The following is a 19,808-nucleotide window of genomic DNA, read 5'->3' as shown; positions in this document are numbered from 1 at the left end:
ACAAACTGCCCCGTCGATTTGTAAATCGACGGGGCAGTTTTTATGTCCGTTCTTCTTCCAGCTCAGCCGCAGCCGGAACAGCCTTCACAGTTCCCGCCGCAGGTGGGCGCAGAGGAACCGCTTTGACGGGCCTTTTTTCGTCTCCGGGCAGCCCACAGGTCGGAGACAATTAAAATAGCGCACCACAGCAGCAGCATTCCCAGAATCAGAATGGCACAGTTGCGGAAAAAGGTCTCCGGCAGGATGAGAATCACCGGGTCCTCCCACCAGTTAAAGAGCCAGTTATCTTTTCCCGGGAAAAACAGATGGTGGAACACCACGAAAGCCCGGTTAAAATCGGTGGCAGCGAAGGCTCCTACCGCCAGAAACACTGCGCCCAGACCGCTGGCTGCCCAGAAGCCAGGGCCATGGCCCAGGAGCAGGCTGGGGCGCAGCCGCTTTTTCCGGCACAACACAAAAAGTACAATCAGGCCCAGGAGGGACAATCCCAGCACCCACAGATCCAGCAGAAACAGCACTCGCACATCCGCAAAGTGGCTGGCACCCGACTCAGAAAACGGAAGGATTCCCGCGGCAAAGTCCTCCCGCAGACCCAGGCAGTAGTCCATCACCTGGTCAAAGGCCTGCCGGATCTCCTCCCGGGTCAGGCCGGTCAGATTTTCCAGCCCAAGGGGGCCGATATGGGCGTAGTAAAAGGGGCGGCACAGCAGAGGGACCGCAATGGCCCCAGACAGCACCGCCAAAGCAGTGAACAATGCGGTAACCGCTGACAACAGGCGGCTCTCTTTCATGTTAGATTCCTCCAAATTTCGCGCTTGAAGGCAACGACCGTCTGAAACAGGGAGGCCTCCCCCGCTTTATCAGCAGTACAGACGCCGCCATACACTCTGGTATCTTTTTATCATACCACAAGCCGCTCTGCATGGCAACGCCCCATCCCACGGGCAGACATTCTTCCCGTCCCCGGATTTCCTTTCAAAAAACTTGAATATGCAGAAAACCTGTCATATCATGGAGGCAGAAGCGAATACACCAGAAGGAAATGGCGTGTCGAAATTTAAGGAGGTCTTGCCGTGAAACGGATTCTCCCCCTTGCGGTTCTTATGCTCTCTTTTTTGAGCGTATGCGGCTGTCAGAGCGAACCGAGTTCCGCCTCTCTCCCCGCTTCTTCTCAATCCAGTCAATCCAGCAGCGGCGACTTATCCCTTCCAAATCCCGAGGAAGAAGTCGTCTGGTCGGAGAAAATGCTTGAGACGCTTTTCTCCCAAAAGCAGGAAGAAACTTGGGAATATCTGGACTGCGCTTTGTTCTCTGACAAAGCTTTTGACCGTGTAGGTGTTGTGCTGTTTCAGGATCCAGACGACGGCACCTGCAACACCGCCTTTTTCGACGCAGACGGCTACTTCGCCCTATGCGGCATCCGTGCTCAGCCGGCGGAAGAGCCCGATTTGACTTATCTTGGGAACGGCGCTGTATCCTTCCGGGCCGTTTATGAGGACGGACACAGCTATCTGTTTACCATTACCTTCTCAGAAGAAGAACATCGGGTCAATTTCGTTGTGGACTCGGAACCGTGCCCATAATGTACTCCCCCCGCACTCACGTTTGACCAACCACGCAGCGCTGCCGCCGGAGCTTCTTTTCCGGCGGCAGTCTTTTTCTTGTTGAGTTATCTCATCCTGCCAGAGCCCGCTTCAGTTCCCCCAGCAGTTCCATCCCCTTAAATTTCAGCACATAGCCCTCTGACGCTCCGGTGATCAGGGCGGTCTGGTCGGCATCAAAGTATCCGGCCTGAGTAGCCTCCTCCACGCTCTGGCTGGCCGCTCCCAGGCACAGAGGCGGGAAAGCCACGCACCACCAGTTCTGCCCCTCCCCTTCGCCGATGACAATGCGCAGGGCGGTGTAGTCCCCGGCGGGCAGGGCAAAGTCCTCATATTCCTTGGTGGGGAACCAGCATTGGGTAATCTGGGCGGTGACCGGGTAGTCGTATCCCGCCTCCTCCACGGTCTGCTCTCCGATTTGGGACAGCTCCGGCAGGCTCTCCTCCAGTGCCGCCCGTGCCTCTGTCAGCGTGGCATGCTCCGGATAGAGCTCCTGGGCCCGCTCCAGAATCCGGTCCCGCACCTCCAGCTTCAGCGTCTGATCCTCCTGGCTGTCCGAATTGGCGATGACATGCAGGCGAATGACCTGCCCCGCCAGCTCTGTCTGTTCCCGGTTCAGCCAGGCCCCCGTACAAAGGGTTACCAACACTCCCAGCAGCACAGCCAATTCCCAACGCTTCAGTTTTCTGTCCATATGTTCTACCTCCAAGGCCAAAAAAGGCCGTCCATACTGTTAAGTAAATTGCACTTACAGTATGGACGGCCTTTGGCTTTTTTAAACCGTCTGGGCCAAAAAGGTATCTGCATAGCGGATGTGCAGGCGTTCAAAGGCCTCCCGGGCCGCCGCCTCCCGGTCAAAGAGGCCGAAGGCCGTGGGGCCGGTGCCGCTCATGTTGGCACCCAGTGCGCCGCACTCAATGAGGATATGTTTGATTTCTCCCACCGCACTCTGCTGTCTGGGCAACAGCACGTCCTCAAAGACGTTATACATCCGCCGGGCTACACCACCCAGGTCTCCCGCCGCCAGAGCGGCCAGCACCCCCTCGGTGTCGGGGCGGCAGCGCACCCGGCAGCTGTCGATACGGCCGAACAGCTCCGGTGTGGAGATGGGAAAATCGGGCTTGCACACCACCACCCAGCACGGAGGCAGGGCAGGCAGCGGAGTAAGTACCTCTCCCCGGCCCTCGGCCAGAGCGGTGCCGCCCATCACGCAGTAGGGCACGTCGGAGCCCACCTGCTCTCCAATGCGGCACAGCTGCTCCCGGGTAAAGGGAGTCCCCTCCAGCTCGTTAAGCGCCCGGAGGACGGCGGCGGCGTCACTGCTCCCCCCCGCCATACCGGCACACACCGGCACACGCTTGGTGAGGGCGATGTCCAATCCTTCGCAGTCCCTGCCCAGGGCCTCGTAAAACCGCAGGGCAGCCGCCCCGGCCAGGTTCTTCTCCCCGCCGGGCAGGAAGGAGAGGTCGGACTGCACCCGCACCTCACCTCCTTGGGTGGGCTCCAGCACCACCCGGTCCGCCAGGGTGATGGTCTGCATCACCATACGCAGGTCATGGTAGCCGTCCGGCCGTTTCCCCAACACATCCAGGGTCAGATTCAGTTTTGCGGGCGCCTGCACTTCCATGCCGGTCCCTCCTTCTTTCTCTAAACCTCAGCGGCGAATCCGCCGGGCCTCCAGATAAAAGCGCTTGTCATGAGCCTCTCCCATGGAAAAGGTTTTCCGGGGCAGCACACCGTCGTGGATGACGGTGGGGAACAGTTCCTCCTTGCCCATGGCGGGCAGCAGGAAGGCAATGGCATCCTCCCGCTCACAGGCCAGGCTCCGGGCCACGTCGTCCCCGTGGACATAGTCAATCCGGCTCTGGGGATGGGTCGCCAGGAATTCGTCCAGGAAGGTCTGGAGGGTTCCCACGGCCAGCTGAGCTCTGGGGGTCAGGACCGTGACCACCCCCTCCTCCCCGGCATGTACATAGCGCAGCACATGGCGGCGCTGGTCTGTGGCCGGTCCCTCTCCCCGCAGGGTATTGGGGTAATAGCGCGCCAGCTCGTCCACCAGGAAGCGAGGATCCACCCCGAACACCACCCGGTGGATGGGTTCAAACTCCAGGGAGTGGTCGTGGAGGTTCACCAGCTCGCACAGGGCGTATCGGGCGGGCAGGCTGTTCCACTGTTCCGGCGGGGTAACCCGCTTCTGCCGCTCATAGCACTCCTTTGCGGTTGCCAGAGAGTGGTTGCCGTCTCCCACGGCGAAGAGCAGCACCGGCGTGTCCTCCGTTAGGTCATAGCGGCGGTGGAAGGTCTCCGGGTCAGCCAGAGCCTCCATGGCCCGGGCGACCTGCTCTATCTGCTTCTCCCCCAGGCGCCAGCCCTTGATATGGCCGCCGCGCTCCATGAGGTCGAAGTCATACAGCAGCTCCATCTCCCCCGTCTGCCCGGCCAAAGGCTCAATGACCGTCTCCTTGGGGTCGTCGGCCAGCAGCATCACGTGGGGCAGCTCAATGGGGGCGTTTTTCCGCACTGCCACACGGGGCGGAATGCGGGAGAGCACCGTCCCCTCGGTGGCACGGACTGGCGTAACGGCTCCCGGCTCGTAGTCATACTGCTCCAGGTCCACCATGCCCATCAGGCCGCGGCGGACCCGGCCGTTGTCCAGGGTGCGCTCCACATAAATGAGGCTGTCCGGGTACTCGGCAAACCGCCCCTCCCGGAGATAACGGGTCATGGTGTTGTTGATCTCCATGATGTCCGTCTCCACATCGGGGCCCTCCAGACAGCTTTCGGGCAAAATCAGCCGCAGAGATGAGGGAGCGCGCCCCACCCGCTCCTCCACCCGCTGCCAGTACTCCGGTTGGGAGGTATATTGATCACAGGCCACCACGCTCCACAGGCTCAGATCACAGCTCTGAGGCAGGAGGATGTCAGCGCTTTGAAAGGGAAAATTATTCTTCATGTTCATCCTTCTTTTCGTTCCGAAGCGGATCGATCTTTTTCTCCAGATCCCTAAGCTTCGTCACAGTGGTAGCCAGCGCGGCAAAAACCGCGGCAAGGGCCAAAAGCCCCAAAATATAGATTGCGGTCATCCCGCCAAGGGAGCCGCCCAGCAGGAGGGCAAAGGCCAGGACGCATGCAAGCAGGATCCAATACGTGATAAACATATCAGGTCCTCCCGACCATTCTCTCCAAATGGGCTCTTTTTTACAGGGCCTCCTCGATGGCGTGAAGCAGATCGTCAAATTCCTCAAAGGCGGGCAGCTCCGGGTGGGCCGCCTTGATAGCCTCAGTGCTCTTGAAGAGGAAGCCTGCCTTACTGGCCTGTATCATGCCCAGGTCGTTGAAGCTGTCACCGGCGGCAATGGTGTCAAAGCCGCAGGACTGCAGCGCCTTCACCGTGGTGAGCTTGGACTTCTCACAGCGCATTTTATAGCCGGTGATCTCCCCATTCTCCGCCACCTCCAGGGTGTTGCAGAAAATGGTGGGCCAGCCCAGCTTTTCCATGAGGGGCTTGGCAAACTGCTCGAAGGTATCGCTGAGGATGATGACCTGAGTCTCGCTTCTCAGCTTATCCAGGAACTCCTTGGCTCCGGGCAGAGGGTCAATGGTGGCGATAGTGGTCTGAATCTCCTTGAGTCCCAGACCGTGCTCCTTCAGAATGCCCAGGCGCCAGGTCATAAGCTTATCGTAGTCGGGCTCGTCCCGGGTGGTACGCTTGAGTTCGGGAATCCCGCTGGCCTGGGCAAACGCGATCCAGATTTCCGGAACCAGCACGCCCTCCATATCCAAACAGACGACATTCATCACAAATACTCCTTTTCCAATCCTCAGGATTCCCTGCCCTGCTTGCGCCGCAGGTTGGTGAGGAAGTTGTCCATACGGCTGATTGCCTCAGCGATGTCCTTCATGGAGGCGGCATAGCAGGCGCGGACAAAGCCCTCGCCGCCGGGGCCGAAGGCATTGCCGGGAATGACGGCCACCTTCTCCTCCTTCAGGAAGCGCTCACAGAATTCCTCGCTGCTCAGGCCGGTGGACTTGATGCAGGGGAAGACATAAAAGGCGCCCTTGGGCTCAAAGCACTCCAGGCCGATGCGGTTCAGGTTCTCCACCAGGTAGCGGCGGCGGCGGTCGTACTCCTCCCGCATGTGCTCGATATCCTTATCGCCGTTGCGCATAGCCTCCACCGCAGCATACTGGCTGGTGGTGGGAGCGGACATGATGCCGAACTGATGGAGCTTGGTCATGGCGCCGATGATGGGCTTGGGTGCGCAGACGTAACCCATGCGCCAGCCGGTCATGGCGTGGCTCTTGGAAAAGCCGTTGACCACCACGGTGCGCTCATACATGTCGGTGAGGTTGGCCATGGAAACATGACGCTGGCCGTAGGTCAGTTCCGCATAGATCTCATCGGAGATGACCATGATGTCCGTGCCCCGCAGCACGTCGGCAATGGCCTCCAGATCCCGGCGCTCCATGATGCCTCCGGTGGGGTTGGAGGGGAAGGGCAGCACCAGAATCTTGGTCTTCGGCGTAATGGCGGCCTTCAGCTGCTCCGGGGTGAGCCGGAACTCGTTCTCCGCCTTCAGCTCTACGTACACGGGAACACCCCCAGCCATCTCCGCCAGAGGACCGTAGCACACAAAGGAGGGCACGGGCACGATCACCTCGTCCCCGGGGTTGATGAGCACCCGCATGGCCAGATCAATGGCCTCGCTGCCGCCCACGGTGACCAGGATCTGTCCGTTATAGTCGTAGTGCAGATCAAAGCGCCGGTTCAGATAAGAGGAAATCTCCCGCCGCAACTGGAGCATACCGGCATTAGAGGTATATTTGGTGTGGCCCCGCTCCAGGGAATAAATACCCGCGTCCCGGATGTGCCAGGGGGTCACGAAGTCCGGCTCCCCGATGCCCAGGGAGATGGCGTCGGTCATCTCCTCCAAAATGTCAAAAAACTTACGGATGCCAGAGGGCTTGATGCCCTGAATTTTGTCATTTAAGATCTGGTCGTAATTCATACGAAGATGTACTCCCTTTCCTCCGGATCCTGGGGACGGAACACCAGGTGCTTTTCCTTATATTTCTTTAAAATGAAGTGGGTGGCAGTGCCGGTGACGCCCTGGATGGGAGCCAGGCGCTCGCTGACAAACTGAGCCACTTCCCGAAGGGTCCGCCCCGAAATGATAACCGTCAAATCAAAGGAGCCGCTCATGAGGTACATGCTCTCCACCTCATCATACTGGTAAATCCGCTCCGCAATCCGGTCAAACCCGTCAATGGACTGGGGCACCACGTTCACTTCAATCAGTGCGGTCACCGTCTCCTTGCGCACCCGATCCCAGTCAATAATTGCCTTATAGCCCAGAATCACTCGCTCTTCCTCATAGTTCCGAATGGCCTGCTCTGCCTCTGCCTGGGAGACACCTGCGGCGGCTGCCAACTGGGCCACGCTCATGCTGCAGTCCTGTTCCAACAATTCCAACAGCTTTTCCATGGACGGTTTCCTCCACTTCTTTTCGTATTTTCTACCCATTGCAGGTTGTTTCTCTTAGCTCTTTTCACCTGCACTCTGCGCCTGCCTTCATTCGGAAGCCAGCCACAGAAAAATGTTCAGCAGTCCTTATTATACACAGATTATTCTGGAAAAACAATCCCGGACTTTCCAGCCCCTCTGACCCAAACGGCAAAATGCGGGCAGTCACGGTTCCCCGTGCTGCCCGCCGCCCCCGCGTCAGGGTCTCCAGTCTCCCATGGCCTCTTCCAGCTTCTCCAGTGCCCGCTTCTCAATGCGGGATACATAGGAGCGGCTGATACCGCACTGGGCGGCGATCTCCCTCTGGGTCAGTGGGGGACGATTTCCCAGGCCATAGCGCAAAACGATGATCTTTTTCTCCCGGGGGGTGAGGCACTGCTCCACGCATTGCCGCACCTTCTGACAGGCGTCCCGGGTATCCAGTTCCTCCAGCATGTTGTCATCCACCGCGATGACATCCATCAGCGACAGTGAGCCGCTCTCCCCTGCCGCCTCCAGCGTGTCCGCCAGGGAGACCTCTCCCTGGAGCTTCCGCTGTGACCTGAAATACATCAGCACCTCGTTTTCGATGCACCGACTTGCATAGGTGGCAAGACGCACATTTTTATCCGCCTTGAAGGTGGAAATTCCCTTGATCAGCCCGATGGTCCCGATGGAAATCAGGTCATCCTGCTCTCCGTATTGGGCATAATACTTCTTTACGATGTGCGCCACCAGGCGGAGGTTGTGCTCCACCAGAATGTTGCGCGCTTCCAAATCGCCCTGGGCGCATTTTTCCAGATACTCCCGTTCCTCCGCCGCCTTCAGCGGCCGGGGAAAGGACCCGCCTCCCCCAGACAGGCGGAGGGTGAAGAACAGTCCGTTCATCACCAGATAAATCACCGGGGACAGCATACCGCAACACCTCCGCACTACTGTATTCCGTCTACGCAAGTCCCTATTCCCCGGGAAATTTCCTCTTTTCCAAGCTGATTGTTGATTCACCATCCGGTCTGTGGTATAATCAAGCGATATCATGCAGGTCCGTTTTATGCGGTATCTGTGTATAAAGGAGTCTTCTGATAACCATGGATGAGAAAAAAGTAATGCTCTCCGGCATTCAGCCCAGCGGTGATCTGCACCTGGGCAACTACCTGGGCGCCATCAAAAACTGGGCCGCTCGGGCCGAGGAGTTTGACTGTTACTATTTTATGGCCGATATGCACACCATCACGGTGCGCCAAACTCCCGCCGATCTGCGCCGCCGCACCCTGGAGCAGCTGGCCCAGTACATTGCCTGCGGCCTGGATCCGGAAAAGAACACTCTGTTTATCCAGTCTCACGTCCCCGCTCACGCGGAGCTGGGCTGGGTGCTCAACTGCTACACCATGTTCGGCGAGCTCAGCCGCATGACCCAGTTCAAGGACAAGTCCGCCAAGCACAAGGACAACATCAACGGAGGTCTCTTCACCTACCCCGCCCTCATGGCGGCGGACATTCTGCTCTATCAGCCCGACTTTGTCCCCGTGGGCGAGGACCAGAAGCAGCACGTGGAGCTGACCCGTAACATTGTCCAGCGCTTCAACGGGATTTACGGTGAGGTCTTCAAAATGCCCGAGCCCTACATCCCCAAGACCGGCGCCCGGGTGATGGGTCTCACCACCCCCGACTCCAAGATGTCCAAGTCCATCCCCGAAGGCTGCGTCTTCCTCATGGAGAAGCCTGAGGACATCCAGCGCAAGTTCAAGCGGGCCATCACGGACAGTGACACCGAGAACTGCGTGCGCTACGACCCGGAGCACAAGCCCGGCGTGGCCAACCTGATGAATATTTATGCCGCCGTGACGGGCAAGACCTTCGAGGAAATCGAAGCGGAGTTTGCCGGCCAGGGCTACGGAAAGTTCAAGCCCGCTGTGGGCGATGCGGTCATCGAGACCCTGCGTCCCATCCGGGAGGAGGCCACCCGCATTCTCGGCGACAAGGCCTACCTGGAATCCGTCTACAAGGCGGGCGCTGAGAAGGCCTCCTATGTGGCCAATAAGACCCTCCGGAAGGTATACAAAAAGATTGGCTTTGTGGCGCGCTGACGTCCCGGCCTGCAACAGTAAAGAGGATTGGATATGCCGATACAATTACCTGTGGTGGGCACAGCGGCGGCGGCCCTGTTCGTCGCCGCTGTCGTCGCCCTGATTTCCACCCCTGTGGTGCGCTCCCTGGCGTTCCGCATCGGCGCGGTGGATGTGCCCAAAGACGGAAGAAGAATGCACGACCACCCCATCCCCCGGATGGGCGGCCTGGCCATTTTCTTTGGCTTTGTGCTCAGCGTGCTCGTCTTTCTGCCCCTGACGCCTCAGCTCCGCTCCATGCTGCTGGGAGCCGTCGTCATTGTGATTTTGGGCATCTTTGATGACATCTACGCCCTGTCGGCCAAGCTGAAGTTCGCGGTGCAGATTTTTGCCGCTCTGCTGGCGGTGATGGGCGGCAATCGCATTATGATGCTGTCCAACATCAACATTTTCAGCAGCGAGCCCTACTGGGAGCTGGGCTGGCTCTCTTACCCCATCACCATTTTCTGGATTGTGGGCATCACCAACGCCGTCAACCTCATTGACGGCCTGGACGGACTGGCCTGCGGCGTGTCCACCATCAGCTCCATGACCCTGCTGGTCATCGCCCTCAACGTCTCCGAGCCCGACGTGGCCGTGCTCACCGCTGCCCTGGCCGGCGCCTGCATCGGCTTTCTCCCCTACAACCTGAACCCCGCCAAAATCTTCATGGGAGACACCGGCTCCACCTTCCTGGGCTTCGTGCTGGCCACGGTGTCCATCCAGGGACTGTTCAAGTTCTACACCATCTTCTCCTTCGCGGTCCCCTTCCTGATGCTGGCTCTGCCCATCTTTGACACCTGTTTCGCCATCCTGCGCCGGGTGTCCAAGGGGCAGTCTCCCATGGCCCCCGACCGGGGCCACATCCACCACCGGCTTATCGACATGGGCTTCTCCCAGAAGCAGGCGGTGGCTGTGCTGTATGTCATCAGCGCCATTCTGGGCTTGTCCGCTGTGGTGCTCACCACCAACGGCACCGTCCGGGCCATGCTCTTTCTGGTGGCCCTGTGCGTGGCCGGCGGCATGGCGGGCATGATTTTCCTCAACCACAACAACAATAACAACAATGGCAGCGGAAAAAAGTCTTCTTCCCCTCCGCTTGACCACTCCAAAACTCAAATTGCGGGCAACGATAACTTTTTCGGCGAGGAGGACCGGTCGGAAAAATGAGCAAAATTAAGGTAATGACCATTTTCGGCACCCGGCCGGAGGCCATCAAGATGGCTCCCCTGGCCCTGGAGTTGGCCCGGCGCCCGGAGATTGACGCCCTGTGCTGCGTCACCGCCCAGCACCGTGAGATGCTGGACTCTGTTCTGAATATTTTTCAGCTCCGCCCCGACTATGACCTGAACATCATGCAGCCCCGGCAGACCCTGTCCACCATCACCTCCAAGTGCCTTCTGGGTATGGACGACGTGCTGGATGAGGCCAAGCCCGATCTGGTCCTAGTCCACGGCGACACCTCCACCACCTTCGCCGGGGCTCTGGCCGCCTTCTACCACCAGGTCCCTGTAGGCCATGTGGAGGCCGGCCTTCGCACCTATGACAAGTACTCCCCTTTCCCGGAAGAGATGAACCGGAAGATGGTAGGGGCCATTGCGGACCTCCATTTCTGCCCCACCACGGCCAACCGGGATAACTTAGCCCGTGAGAACATCACAAAGGGCGTCTTCCTCACGGGCAACACCGTGATTGATGCGCTCCAGACAACGGTCGTAAAGGAATTTACCTTTGCAGAGGATGTGCTCAATCAGCTGGATTATGAGAAGCAAAAGGTGATTCTGGTCACCTGCCACCGCCGGGAAAACTACGGCCAGCCCATGGAGGACATCATGTCTGCCCTGGCCCACATTGCCCGTACGCACCCCGAGGCAGAGCTGGTCTATCCCGTCCACCTGTCCCCCGTGGTACAGGAGTGTGCCCACCGCCATCTGGACGGCATTGCCAATGTCCATCTCATCCCGCCCCTGAACGTGGAGGAGATGCACAACCTGATGGCTCGGTGCTATATGGTGATGACCGACTCCGGCGGTCTGCAGGAAGAGGCCCCCGCCCTGGGCAAGCCGGTGCTTGTCCTGCGGAAGGAGACCGAGCGCCCCGAGGCAGTGGCCGCCGGCACCGTGAAGCTGGCGGGCGTATCCTACAACGACATTGTGGCTCTGGCCGAGGAGCTGCTCTGTGACCCCGCCGCCTATGAGAAGATGGCTCACGCCGTCAACCCCTACGGCGACGGTCAGGCCTGCCGCCGCATTGCCGACGCCATCGAGTGGCATTTCGGCCTGCGCTCCCAGCCTCCGGAGCCCTTCTCCGGCACGTAATTTTTTCTCCGGGTTGACTGTGAGGTGTGTACATGGACCCGAAAAACCGGCTTTTTATCGCCATAGCTGTCACTGTTCTGATTGTGGGCGCCATGTTCACCAGCTTCGGACGGAGCCTTTTCGTGCTCAACACCCCCTCGGTGGAGCTGCCCAGCGGCGCAAGCTCCGGCGTCGGGAGCGATGTGTCCTCCAGCTCTCAGTCTGCCTCTGACCCCTATCAGACGGTATCCATCACCCCAGAGACTGTACAGAATGTCATTGGAAAAACCCTGGTGCGCTCGGACAGCTATTACCGGGAACTGACCATTGAGACCTTCTGGGCCGAGGGCAGCTCCTCCATCCCCGTCCAGGTCTGGGCGGACGGCGGCTGGACCCACACCCGCCTGGTGCTGAGCTCTGGGGTCGTCCGCCACAATCTGGTGAGGGACGGCACCCTCTATTACTGGTATGAGGGCTCCTCCCAGTGGCTCTCCATTCCTGCGGAGGGACACGCCTCTGATCTCTCTCAGCATATTCCCACTTATGAGACAGTGCTGGATCTGGACCAGGAGGATATCACCTCTGCCGGCTATGACCTGCGGGGCGACACTCCCTGCATCTATGTGGAAGTCACCTATGAGGAAGGCCACCTGGCCCGCTACTGGGTGGGGGTGGACAGCGGCCTGCTGGTCAGTGCCGAGGAGGAACAGGACGGCCAGCTGGTCTACCGCATGACGGGCTCCAATCCCAGCCCCTGCCCCTCGGACGCCTCCTTCGCTTTGCCGGACGGCACCGACCCGAAGTAAATTTCTCTGTCTTTCAGGGAGCGGCCGTCTGCCGCTCCCTGCGCTTTTATGTACCGGAGTCCTTCTTTCCATCTCCCAGCCCCATCATCAGGGCAAGTCCCAGGGCAATGACCAATTCCAGATCATCCCCCTCGGAGAGCAGCAGCAGGACGATCAGCAGCAGGAGCAGGTCCCCGCTGTCCCAGTCCCCCAGCTTCAGAGATTTTAAGGCAGAGGTTACGCCCTTTCCCCCGCTCTGTCCAGTGAGCATGGACAGAACCCCTTCTTTCCCTCCAAACAGAGAGGAAAAACCTGTACTGCCCCCTCCCCCTATCCCATTTGGGTGGGGCGCGGAAGGATGAGGACCGCCGCCTGTTTGTCCCGGTCCGGAGAAATCGCTCTTTTCTGTGCTGTTTGCCGGAACGTATTGTGTCTCCTCCGGAATATAGCGGTTATACACCCTCCCCATCCCCCTTTTCCCCGATGCTCCCCAGCGCTGCCCGGATGAGCCGGGTCATACGGGCCAGACGAACCGCTTTGTCCAGCTTTGCCCGCCGTTCCTCCTTCAGGAAGGGGCGGAGGGCCTGGAGCAGGGCTGCGTTTCGGTCGTCGGTGCTCTGATACTCCCGGAACAGGCGCATTCCCATCTGCAGCATACCTGGGTCTACCTCTCCAAGGAGCTGGGTGAGGTCGGGACCCTGGGCGCTGGTTTCGGAGACATCCCGTGTGACGGCCTCCTCCGCCTCGCCGCTGTTCTCCTCAGAGAGCGGAGCCGTTGGAGCGGTGTCCTTCCCTTCTCCGGACAGGGAGCGCGCCAGCGCCATAATTTGTCCCATGGCCTCCTGATTGCCCAGGATCGAGTTTAATTTTTCCTCAAATTCTGCCATGTGCGCCCCCTGTCATGTCCCATGCGGAACCGCTTTTACTGCAGCCCCGCCTTCTTTGCCTGGTGCTCAATTCGTTCCACCAGCTCGGCCCCCTCCTTGGTGTGCATCAGCTGATTCATCATGGCCATCAGCTGACTGGGGTCTCCGGCCGCGGCCGCCTTGGCGGCCTGCTGCACGCCCCCCCTCTCTCCCAGCAGCTCCATCAGTTTCTGGGCATCCTCGGACCGGGCCATGCGGGTGATGGCGTCACGGTTCTGATTGAGCTCCCGGGCGGCCCGCTTCATGGGGTTTTCCGGTTCCTGCTTGTTCTGCACAGCAATCACTCCCAACATGATTTCACTCCAGTATATGCAAACGGATTGGTTAGGTGACAATTTTGAAAATCCTTGTTTTTTCCGACTCTCACCGCTCGCTGGCCGGCATGTATCACGCCATTGAGCGCCAACAGCCCCAACAGATCATTCATCTGGGCGATCTGATGGAGGACGCCGAAGAGGTAGCCTACGCCTACCCCAAGCTCCCCTTCTGCATGGTGCCCGGCAACTGCGACGGCTGGACCATGGAGCCGCTCAAGAAGCAGATTACGCTGGAGGGCGTCTCCATTCTCCTCTCCCATGGACATGTGTGGGGCGTCAAACAGAGCTACCATGCCGCCTACGCCGACGCCCGGGCCTGCGGCGCCCAGATTCTGCTCTTCGGCCACACACACAAGGCCCTGTGCGAACAGCTGGAGGATGGGCTGTGGGTGATGAACCCGGGGATGAGCCGGTCCAGCTACGGCCTCATTGAGCTGGAAAACGGGCAGATTCACTGCACCGTCCTGCCCCAGGAATGAGCATTCCTTCCGGAAAGGAGCCTGATCCCGGTTGAAAAAGCTACTATACCTTCTCTTCCACCGCTCCGTCTTTGTGGGACTTTCTCTGCTGGCCCAGATCGGCACGCTGCTGTTTATGGTCGCCACCTTTTCCGAGCACATGGACACCTTCTACTGGTGCTGCATCCTGCTCAGCGTGGCCGCCGCTCTGGCCATTGTGGGAAGCCGGATGGAGCCCGGCTACAAAATCGCCTGGCTGCTGGTGATCCTCCCCTTCCCCGTCTTCGGAGGCATCTTCTATCTGCTCATTGGCGGCGGACACATTCCAAGGCGGCTGCGCAAACGGATGCAAGGCATTCTGGACAAGTCTGCCCTCACCCTGCGGGAGGACTTTAAGGCCGACGACCTCTTCCCCCTGGGAGGGGACGCCGCCGGCCAGGCCCACTATCTGGAACAATACGCCGCCTGCCCCGCCTACACCAACACGGAGACCCAGTACTTCCCACTGGGCGACGCCGCCTTCCCCCGGATGCTGGAGGAGCTGAAAAAGGCGGAACACTATATTTTCCTGGAGTACTTTATCATCCAGCCTGGCACCTTCTGGGACAGTATTCTGGCCATTCTGGAGGAAAAAGCGGCTCAGGGTGTAGAGGTCCGGGTAATCTATGACGATATGGGCTGCATGTTCACCCTGCCCCGTGACTATGACGAGCAGCTCACTGCCAAGGGCATCCAGTGTCGGGTCTTCAACCGCTTTGTACCCGTCATGTCCCTGCGCCTGAATAACCGTGACCACCGCAAGCTGATGATCATTGATGGCAAGGTGGGCTTCACCGGCGGCATCAATCTGGCCGACGAGTATATCAATATGCGGGAGCGCTTCGGCCACTGGAAGGACAGCGCCATTTTCCTGGAGGGGGACGCGGTGTGGTCCATGACGGTGATGTTCCTCACCATGTGGGACCACTGCTGCGGCTGGGACGAGGACTTTGACCGGTTCCGTCCCCCTGCAGCGCCCGTACGGCCCTGGACCGGCTATGTCCAGCCCTACACGGATACTCCTCTGGACTATGAAACCGTGGGCCAGGCGGTCTACCTCAACATGATTGCCAAGGCGCGGAACTATATCTATATCACCACTCCCTATCTGGTCATTGACGTGGCCACCAACACCGCCCTGTGTAACGCAGCAAAAGCGGGTGTGGACGTGCGCATCATCACTCCACACATTCCTGACAAGCGCTATGTGTTTGAAGTGACCCGCGCCCACTATCCTCCCCTGCTCAACGCCGGCGTCCAGATTTATGAGTACACCCCCGGCTTTATTCACGCCAAAAACTTTGTGGTGGATGACCGCTTTGCCACCGTGGGCACTGTCAATCTGGATTACCGCAGCCTGTTCCTCCACTTTGAAAACGGCATCTGGATGTGCGAGGCCCCCTGCATTCAGGACATCCGCCGGGACTTTGAGGAGACTCTGCGGGTATGTGAGCCCATTACGCTGCGCCGGTTCAAGCACCTTAACATCTTGCTCCAGCTCTATCGGAGCATTCTCCGCGTCTTTGCTCCTCTGATGTAACCATTTTAATTGCAAAGGGAATGTCGCCTGGTCAGGCGGCATTCTTTTTGTCCTCTCACTTCACGCTTAACAGGTACCTTTCCGCCTGGCCCGTGAAACGCATTCTCTTTTTGCACCCTCTTCCCTCATGCAGCATACACTGAGTTTGGAGAGGAGGGATTCCTTTGGAGAACACCAATATGACCACCAGCATGTGCGCCGTGGTCCTGTGTGTACAGAGCTCCAGCCTGATGGTTTGCGACTGCAGCACACAGCAGAAGGTACTGGTCCACACAGACCAGGCCTGCTGCTTTTCCTGCGACGATCGGGTGCGGATTGTGTACAGCGGCATGATGTCCATGAGTCTTCCGCCTCAGATCACCGCTCTGTGTATTTCCCGGATGTGCGGCTAAGACCGCGGGGCCTGCCGGAAGGTGGGCCCTACTTATCCCTCCCCTCTTGCGGAGGAGCCAATGGCTCCTCCGCATTTTTTAACGGAATGCCACAGCCTGCAAAGGTCTCCTGCTCATGTGTCCAAATCGGACACAAAGAAAGCCGCCCTTTCCAGGCGGCTTTCAAAACCTCATTGGAGCAATTATCTCTTCTGAACAGGAGGCTCTCTCTCCGGGAGCCTCCTGTTCCATTTGAGCGCTCAGCGGCAGCAGCCGGAGCGCACTTCCTGATAGCTATCCTTGCGGTCGATGCAGTTGGGCGGGAAGAACTCGTTGACGGGGAACTGCACCTTGCGGAACAAGTCGCAGGGATCTTCCTTGCAGTCATCATGGCCGCAGGTGCACTCCTTCTCGGGCATGCAGTAGTCGTACACCGGCATGAGCAGCTGAGTATCCCGCTCCAGCCGAATGATGGAGAACTGGCCCAGGGTCACATAGAGACGGTGGACGTCTCCACTGGTCATCAGTTCCTCGGGGAAGCAGGCGGCCACCGCTGAGGGGATCTCCGAACAGCCGCACTCGCAGGGATGGCACTGGCACACATCCACCAGCTTCAGATTGAGAATGATGGGGTCCACCGCCTCCACCACAGCGGTGGGCGCGGTGGTGCCGGGCAGGCCCTGGGGATCGGGACCACACTTGGTTCCGGTGGACGTAAAGACCTTGGCGCTTCCCTCGCTGCCGAAGAGCACAACCCGCTTGTCAAACACGGCAAGACCGCTGATTTCCACTGGCCGGGCGGCGCCTACAAAGGCGTCGGCAGTAATGCGGTAGAAGTATCGCACATCCACAGTGTAGCAGCCGCGGTTAAAGCTCACCGGCTCCACATCGATGTACGCGTACAGAAGCTCCGCACAGCCCGCCTTGACAGACGTGGCCCGATCAATGGCCTCCTGAGATCCCCGAGTGGGATAGACTCTCAGGTCTTCAATACAGTCCTTGTCTTTGCAGGAATCAAAAATTTTACTGGTGTGTATGCACACGGCCTCCCGGATGCTGCGCTCTGCATTGCAGACGGGGCCGGGCGTGACCATTTCTGGCATATGGCTCCCTCCTAAATATTTGGGTAACGTGAGCGGCGTGTTAAGCCACTCTGGGTTTGCTTACACCCCTATCATATGACCGGCCTCGGGTTTGGTGCATGGCTCTTTTCTGACAATCACTCTTGCTCTTTGCGAAATTTCTGGCTATAATATCCTCTGTTGAGGTCATTCTGTCCTGCGCCTCACAACCTGTTTTCCCTAACATGAAAGGAGGACCTTATGTCCGTCGGCTTTATTCAAAATGAACTGGACCTGAAGCTGCTGGTCCTTTATATTATGGCCCGGGTTGCCCAGCCGGTTACCTTCCCCCAACTGCTGGAACTGGCGCTTTGTGATGCGGGCGTGGATTATTTTTCTCTGACGCAGGCGGTGGATCACATGGTGGCCACCGGGCAGCTGGCCAAGGATGGCGAGCGCTACTCCATCACGGAAAAGGGCAAGCGAAACAGTGAGATCTGCCAGAGCAGTCTCCCCTACTCCGTGCGCATGCACTGCGATGAAAACCTGGTCAAGGCCAATGACGCCCTGCGCCGTGAGGCCCAGGTCCAGTCCTTTGTCCAGGACCGGGAGGACGGCACCTGTACCCTCACCCTGCACTTCAGCGACTCGGCCAGCCCCCTGCTGAACCTCAGCCTTTTGGTTCCTGACCGGGCCATGGCCCTTTCCATGGCGGAGACCTTCCGGGCAGATCCGGCCAGTGTCTACCACGGCGTCATTGCCCTGCTCCAATCTCAAACACCTTCCAAAGCAAAGGAGGACTTGAAGTGAGACGTTCCGACCGGGCCCAGAGCCGGGAATTTGCCCTGGAGCTGATGGATCGCTGCACCTACGGCGTGGTCTCCATCTCCACCGGAGAGAATACCCCCTACTGCCTGCCCCTTTCCCTGGTGCGGGTAGACAACCGGCTCTACTTTCACTGCGCCAAGGCGGGCCGCAAGCTGGACCTGCTGCGCCGCAATCCCAGAGTGTGTGTCACCTTTGTGGGTGCCAGTGAACCTGCCTACGTGGCAGAGAAAAATATGTACACCGATTATTTCCAGTCCGCCATGGTGACCGGCACCGCCGTTGAAGTGCTGGAGGAGGACGAAAAGCTGGAAGCACTGCGGGCCCTGTGCACGAAAATGACGCCCGAGGGTATGACCGGGGATAATTTTGAGCGGGCGATGGCCGGCAGTCTGGCCGCCACCGGTGTTTGGCGTATCGATATGGAGGAAATTACAGCTAAGGCCAAGCTTCACGATTGAGATTACCCAACAAGAGGGAGGAGGAACCCGACATGGGTCCCTCCTCCCTCTTCTTATATGCAGCCCGCCAGCAGTTCCAGCGCCTGAGACAGCTGCTCTACGGATATACTCGGGTAATGGAGTACCAGCATATGACTGGGCGCAGACCCCAGCTCAAGCTGATAGTCGCTGAGGAAGGACAGCCGGATTCCCAGCTTCTCACACTGCTCTGCCAGCTCCCGATCCCCCCGCTCTGTGTCCAGTCGGAGCAGAAAATGAAGGCCTGCCTCTTCTCTCAGCACCTGGCAGCGGCTGCCCAGCGCGCTGCTCCGCAGGGCCGCCAGCACCGCGTCCCGCTGCTCCCGATAGTACACGCGCATTCGGTTTACGTGGGATTCAAAGTGTCCCTCATCCAGGAATTTGGCCAATGTGTACTGCTCAATGGCCGGAACAGTACAGGAATAAAACCCCAGGCGCTGCCGATACTCCTTCAGCAGCGGAGCGGGCAGCACCATATAGCTGATACGAAACGATGGCGCCAGCGTGCGGGAAAAGGTGTTCAGATAGAGCACGCGTTCCATGGTATCAATGCTCTTCAGCGTCTGAATGGGAAGGCCTGTAAAGCGAAATTCACTGTCATAGTCATCCTCAATGAGATACCGTCCCTCCTCCTGCGCCGCCCATCGCAGCAGGCTTTGACGCCGGGCAATGGGCATGACGGAACCTGTGGGGAACTGGTGGTTTGGCGAGCTGTGAATGACCTGTACCCCCGACTGCTCCACCAGCTTCGGGACCAGTCCCTGGGCGTCCACCCGGATAGGCTCCACCCCTGCTCCGTTGAGCTGATAAATCCTTGCCGCCTTGGAGTAGCCCGGGTCCTCCACCCCGTAGCACCGCTCCCGCCCCAGCAGCTGCACCACCAGGTTATAGAGATACTCCGTCCCCGCCCCTACCACAATCTGGTCCGGAGAGACAGAGATCCCTCGAAATTGATACAAATGGCGCTGAATGGCCCGCCGCAGGCACAGGGCCCCGTTGTGAGGCGTCGCCTGCAGCAGCTGCTTCCCTTCTTCCGTCAAAACCCGCCGCATCAGCCGTGCCCAGACGGAGAACGGGAATCCCTCCGTTCCGCTGCCGCTGCCCTTCAGGTCCAGCAACCAATTCTGCTCCTGATGGTGCCCCTCTGCCGGTTCGGGGGCCTCAGCCGCCGCCCGGCGGACCTCCACCGGGTTCACAAAATACCCTCGCTTCTCCCTGGCATCCAAATATCCCTCCGCGGCCAGCTGCGCGTAGGCGGTTTCCACCGTTGCCACCGAGACCTGCAGATGCTCCGCCAGCGTCCGCTTGGACGGAAGCCGCTCCCCCGCCTGAATCCGCCCCTCCAGGATATCCTCTTTGATGCATTTGTACAAGTACGCATATAGTGTCAGGTTTCCCCGACCGCTCATCGCATAGGTCAGCATGGCCCCTCCATCTGGTCTGGTAAAAAAGTTTTAAATTGGTTCTTTTCTTCATACCAGATATGATTAAAATACAGTTC

Annotated in this window: 24 protein-coding genes; 10 read left to right on the top strand and 14 right to left on the bottom strand. The window is 59.1% G+C overall.

All coding sequences use genetic code 11. The features are described 5' to 3' along the window. Positions 1–62: 62 nt before the first annotated feature. Positions 63–791, bottom strand: coding sequence for a TIGR01906 family membrane protein (locus DWX58_RS08010; protein WP_118642713.1), 729 nt, complete (start codon positions 789–791; stop codon positions 63–65). 282 nt (positions 792–1,073) lie between these two features. On the opposite strand from DWX58_RS08010, the gene DWX58_RS08005 reads away from it, so the two are divergent. After that, positions 1,074–1,583 carry a hypothetical protein gene (locus tag DWX58_RS08005; RefSeq protein ID WP_158579236.1) on the top strand — a complete coding sequence of 170 codons (510 nt, stop codon included), beginning with the start codon at positions 1,074–1,076 and terminating at the stop codon, positions 1,581–1,583. 91 nt (positions 1,584–1,674) lie between these two features. On the opposite strand, the gene spoIIR is transcribed toward DWX58_RS08005, so the two are convergent. The 8 genes from spoIIR to sigK form a co-directional block, all read right to left on the bottom strand. Next, on the bottom strand, positions 1,675–2,295 hold the full coding sequence (gene spoIIR, locus DWX58_RS08000; RefSeq protein ID WP_118642709.1) for a stage II sporulation protein R: 621 nt from the start codon (positions 2,293–2,295) through the stop codon (positions 1,675–1,677). 81 nt (positions 2,296–2,376) lie between these two features. After that, entirely contained in the window at positions 2,377–3,228 is an 852-nt protein-coding gene (ispE, locus tag DWX58_RS07995) for a 4-(cytidine 5'-diphospho)-2-C-methyl-D-erythritol kinase (RefSeq protein ID WP_118642707.1), read from the bottom strand. Between the two features lie 27 nt (positions 3,229–3,255). Beyond that, entirely contained in the window at positions 3,256–4,554 is a 1,299-nt protein-coding gene (locus DWX58_RS07990) for a DUF1015 domain-containing protein (RefSeq protein WP_118642705.1), read from the bottom strand. Further along, the gene (locus tag DWX58_RS07985) at positions 4,544–4,759 is read right to left on the bottom strand and encodes a hypothetical protein (RefSeq protein ID WP_118642703.1); all 216 of its coding nucleotides are present in this window, start codon (positions 4,757–4,759) and stop codon (positions 4,544–4,546) included. The genes DWX58_RS07990 and DWX58_RS07985 overlap by 11 nt, the downstream gene beginning before the upstream one ends. Before the next feature lie 40 nt (positions 4,760–4,799). Beyond that, positions 4,800–5,399 carry a bifunctional phosphoserine phosphatase/homoserine phosphotransferase ThrH gene (thrH, locus tag DWX58_RS07980; RefSeq protein WP_118642701.1) on the bottom strand — a complete coding sequence of 200 codons (600 nt, stop codon included), beginning with the start codon at positions 5,397–5,399 and terminating at the stop codon, positions 4,800–4,802. A gap of 23 nt (positions 5,400–5,422) precedes the next feature. Continuing rightward, positions 5,423–6,610 (bottom strand): aminotransferase class I/II-fold pyridoxal phosphate-dependent enzyme, encoded by a 1,188-nt coding sequence (locus DWX58_RS07975; RefSeq protein ID WP_118642699.1) that lies wholly within the window; start codon positions 6,608–6,610, stop codon positions 5,423–5,425. Continuing rightward, entirely contained in the window at positions 6,607–7,086 is a 480-nt protein-coding gene (locus tag DWX58_RS07970) for an Lrp/AsnC family transcriptional regulator (RefSeq protein WP_118642697.1), read from the bottom strand. Before DWX58_RS07970 ends, DWX58_RS07975 begins: the two co-directional genes overlap by 4 nt. A gap of 237 nt (positions 7,087–7,323) precedes the next feature. Beyond that, positions 7,324–8,019 carry an RNA polymerase sporulation sigma factor SigK gene (gene sigK, locus DWX58_RS07965; protein ID WP_118642695.1) on the bottom strand — a complete coding sequence of 232 codons (696 nt, stop codon included), beginning with the start codon at positions 8,017–8,019 and terminating at the stop codon, positions 7,324–7,326. Between the two features lie 173 nt (positions 8,020–8,192). Between sigK and trpS the strand changes: the two genes are divergently transcribed. The 4 genes from trpS to DWX58_RS07945 are packed head-to-tail and all read left to right on the top strand — an operon-like array spanning position 8,193 to position 12,312. Beyond that, complete coding sequence (trpS, locus tag DWX58_RS07960) at positions 8,193–9,191, top strand: tryptophan--tRNA ligase (RefSeq protein ID WP_118642693.1); 999 nt, start codon at positions 8,193–8,195, stop codon at positions 9,189–9,191. A gap of 33 nt (positions 9,192–9,224) precedes the next feature. Further along, positions 9,225–10,379, top strand: coding sequence for an MraY family glycosyltransferase (locus DWX58_RS07955; protein WP_118642691.1), 1,155 nt, complete (start codon positions 9,225–9,227; stop codon positions 10,377–10,379). Beyond that, positions 10,376–11,527: a UDP-N-acetylglucosamine 2-epimerase (non-hydrolyzing) gene (gene wecB, locus DWX58_RS07950; protein WP_118642689.1), complete on the top strand. Its 1,152-nt coding sequence runs from the start codon at positions 10,376–10,378 to the stop codon at positions 11,525–11,527. The genes DWX58_RS07955 and wecB overlap by 4 nt, the downstream gene beginning before the upstream one ends. Positions 11,528–11,559: 32 nt before the next feature. Beyond that, complete coding sequence (locus DWX58_RS07945) at positions 11,560–12,312, top strand: hypothetical protein (protein WP_118642687.1); 753 nt, start codon at positions 11,560–11,562, stop codon at positions 12,310–12,312. A gap of 46 nt (positions 12,313–12,358) precedes the next feature. On the opposite strand, the gene DWX58_RS07940 is transcribed toward DWX58_RS07945, so the two are convergent. The 3 genes from DWX58_RS07940 to DWX58_RS07930 all read right to left on the bottom strand — a co-directional run bounded on the left by DWX58_RS07940 (position 12,359) and on the right by DWX58_RS07930 (position 13,510). Next, on the bottom strand, positions 12,359–12,562 hold the full coding sequence (locus tag DWX58_RS07940; protein WP_118642685.1) for a hypothetical protein: 204 nt from the start codon (positions 12,560–12,562) through the stop codon (positions 12,359–12,361). A 181-nt stretch (positions 12,563–12,743) separates the two neighbouring features. Next, entirely contained in the window at positions 12,744–13,178 is a 435-nt protein-coding gene (locus DWX58_RS07935; RefSeq protein ID WP_118642683.1) for a hypothetical protein, read from the bottom strand. A gap of 35 nt (positions 13,179–13,213) precedes the next feature. Continuing rightward, entirely contained in the window at positions 13,214–13,510 is a 297-nt protein-coding gene (locus DWX58_RS07930) for a hypothetical protein (RefSeq protein ID WP_243093348.1), read from the bottom strand. A gap of 44 nt (positions 13,511–13,554) precedes the next feature. On the opposite strand from DWX58_RS07930, the gene DWX58_RS07925 reads away from it, so the two are divergent. The 3 genes from DWX58_RS07925 to DWX58_RS07915 all read left to right on the top strand — a co-directional run bounded on the left by DWX58_RS07925 (position 13,555) and on the right by DWX58_RS07915 (position 15,963). Then, a complete protein-coding gene (locus tag DWX58_RS07925; protein WP_118642681.1) occupies positions 13,555–14,013 on the top strand; it encodes a YfcE family phosphodiesterase in 459 nt (152 codons plus the stop codon). 31 nt (positions 14,014–14,044) lie between these two features. After that, entirely contained in the window at positions 14,045–15,571 is a 1,527-nt protein-coding gene (cls, locus tag DWX58_RS07920; protein WP_118642679.1) for a cardiolipin synthase, read from the top strand. Positions 15,572–15,735: 164 nt separating this feature from the next. Continuing rightward, positions 15,736–15,963 (top strand): hypothetical protein, encoded by a 228-nt coding sequence (locus DWX58_RS07915; RefSeq protein ID WP_118642677.1) that lies wholly within the window; start codon positions 15,736–15,738, stop codon positions 15,961–15,963. A gap of 239 nt (positions 15,964–16,202) precedes the next feature. On the opposite strand, the gene DWX58_RS07910 is transcribed toward DWX58_RS07915, so the two are convergent. Next, positions 16,203–17,045, bottom strand: coding sequence for a hypothetical protein (locus DWX58_RS07910; protein ID WP_118642675.1), 843 nt, complete (start codon positions 17,043–17,045; stop codon positions 16,203–16,205). 219 nt (positions 17,046–17,264) lie between these two features. Here DWX58_RS07910 and DWX58_RS07905 point away from each other — a divergent pair, with 219 nt between their 5' ends. After that, positions 17,265–17,813, top strand: coding sequence for a DUF4364 family protein (locus DWX58_RS07905; protein ID WP_118642673.1), 549 nt, complete (start codon positions 17,265–17,267; stop codon positions 17,811–17,813). Then, on the top strand, positions 17,810–18,289 hold the full coding sequence (locus DWX58_RS07900; RefSeq protein ID WP_118642671.1) for a pyridoxamine 5'-phosphate oxidase family protein: 480 nt from the start codon (positions 17,810–17,812) through the stop codon (positions 18,287–18,289). Before DWX58_RS07905 ends, DWX58_RS07900 begins: the two co-directional genes overlap by 4 nt. Before the next feature lie 53 nt (positions 18,290–18,342). Here the strand turns inward: DWX58_RS07900 and DWX58_RS07895 are convergent, their stop codons facing one another. Continuing rightward, positions 18,343–19,731 (bottom strand): PLP-dependent aminotransferase family protein, encoded by a 1,389-nt coding sequence (locus DWX58_RS07895; RefSeq protein ID WP_118642669.1) that lies wholly within the window; start codon positions 19,729–19,731, stop codon positions 18,343–18,345. Positions 19,732–19,808 lie beyond the last annotated feature (77 nt).

It is taken from the genome of Pseudoflavonifractor sp. AF19-9AC, assembly GCF_003478995.1.
Classification (GTDB): domain Bacteria; phylum Bacillota; class Clostridia; order Oscillospirales; family Oscillospiraceae; genus Lawsonibacter.
Note: the sequence above shows the minus strand (reverse complement) of the source record. Positions and strands in the feature narration are given on the sequence as shown.

Excerpts from the sequence above, each read along its gene's own strand:
- DWX58_RS07990 (WP_118642705.1), bottom strand. The coding sequence starts at position 4,554 with ATGAAGAATAATTTTCCCTTTCAAAGCGCTGACATCCTCCTGCCTCAG.
- DWX58_RS07930 (WP_243093348.1), bottom strand. The coding sequence starts at position 13,510 with ATGTTGGGAGTGATTGCTGTGCAGAACAAGCAGGAACCGGAAAACCCC.
- DWX58_RS07975 (WP_118642699.1), bottom strand. The coding sequence starts at position 6,610 with ATGAATTACGACCAGATCTTAAATGACAAAATTCAGGGCATCAAGCCC.
- DWX58_RS07985 (WP_118642703.1), bottom strand. The coding sequence starts at position 4,759 with ATGTTTATCACGTATTGGATCCTGCTTGCATGCGTCCTGGCCTTTGCC.
- DWX58_RS07935 (WP_118642683.1), bottom strand. The coding sequence starts at position 13,178 with ATGGCAGAATTTGAGGAAAAATTAAACTCGATCCTGGGCAATCAGGAG.
- DWX58_RS07895 (WP_118642669.1), bottom strand. The coding sequence starts at position 19,731 with ATGCTGACCTATGCGATGAGCGGTCGGGGAAACCTGACACTATATGCG.
- ispE (WP_118642707.1), bottom strand. The coding sequence starts at position 3,228 with ATGGAAGTGCAGGCGCCCGCAAAACTGAATCTGACCCTGGATGTGTTG.
- DWX58_RS07940 (WP_118642685.1), bottom strand. The coding sequence starts at position 12,562 with ATGCTCACTGGACAGAGCGGGGGAAAGGGCGTAACCTCTGCCTTAAAA.
- thrH (WP_118642701.1), bottom strand. The coding sequence starts at position 5,399 with ATGAATGTCGTCTGTTTGGATATGGAGGGCGTGCTGGTTCCGGAAATC.
- DWX58_RS07910 (WP_118642675.1), bottom strand. The coding sequence starts at position 17,045 with ATGCCAGAAATGGTCACGCCCGGCCCCGTCTGCAATGCAGAGCGCAGC.
- wecB (WP_118642689.1), top strand. The coding sequence starts at position 10,376 with ATGAGCAAAATTAAGGTAATGACCATTTTCGGCACCCGGCCGGAGGCC.
- spoIIR (WP_118642709.1), bottom strand. The coding sequence starts at position 2,295 with ATGGACAGAAAACTGAAGCGTTGGGAATTGGCTGTGCTGCTGGGAGTG.
- trpS (WP_118642693.1), top strand. The coding sequence starts at position 8,193 with ATGGATGAGAAAAAAGTAATGCTCTCCGGCATTCAGCCCAGCGGTGAT.
- sigK (WP_118642695.1), bottom strand. The coding sequence starts at position 8,019 with ATGCTGTCCCCGGTGATTTATCTGGTGATGAACGGACTGTTCTTCACC.
- DWX58_RS07970 (WP_118642697.1), bottom strand. The coding sequence starts at position 7,086 with ATGGAAAAGCTGTTGGAATTGTTGGAACAGGACTGCAGCATGAGCGTG.
- DWX58_RS07945 (WP_118642687.1), top strand. The coding sequence starts at position 11,560 with ATGGACCCGAAAAACCGGCTTTTTATCGCCATAGCTGTCACTGTTCTG.
- DWX58_RS07905 (WP_118642673.1), top strand. The coding sequence starts at position 17,265 with ATGTCCGTCGGCTTTATTCAAAATGAACTGGACCTGAAGCTGCTGGTC.
- DWX58_RS07955 (WP_118642691.1), top strand. The coding sequence starts at position 9,225 with ATGCCGATACAATTACCTGTGGTGGGCACAGCGGCGGCGGCCCTGTTC.
- DWX58_RS08010 (WP_118642713.1), bottom strand. The coding sequence starts at position 791 with ATGAAAGAGAGCCGCCTGTTGTCAGCGGTTACCGCATTGTTCACTGCT.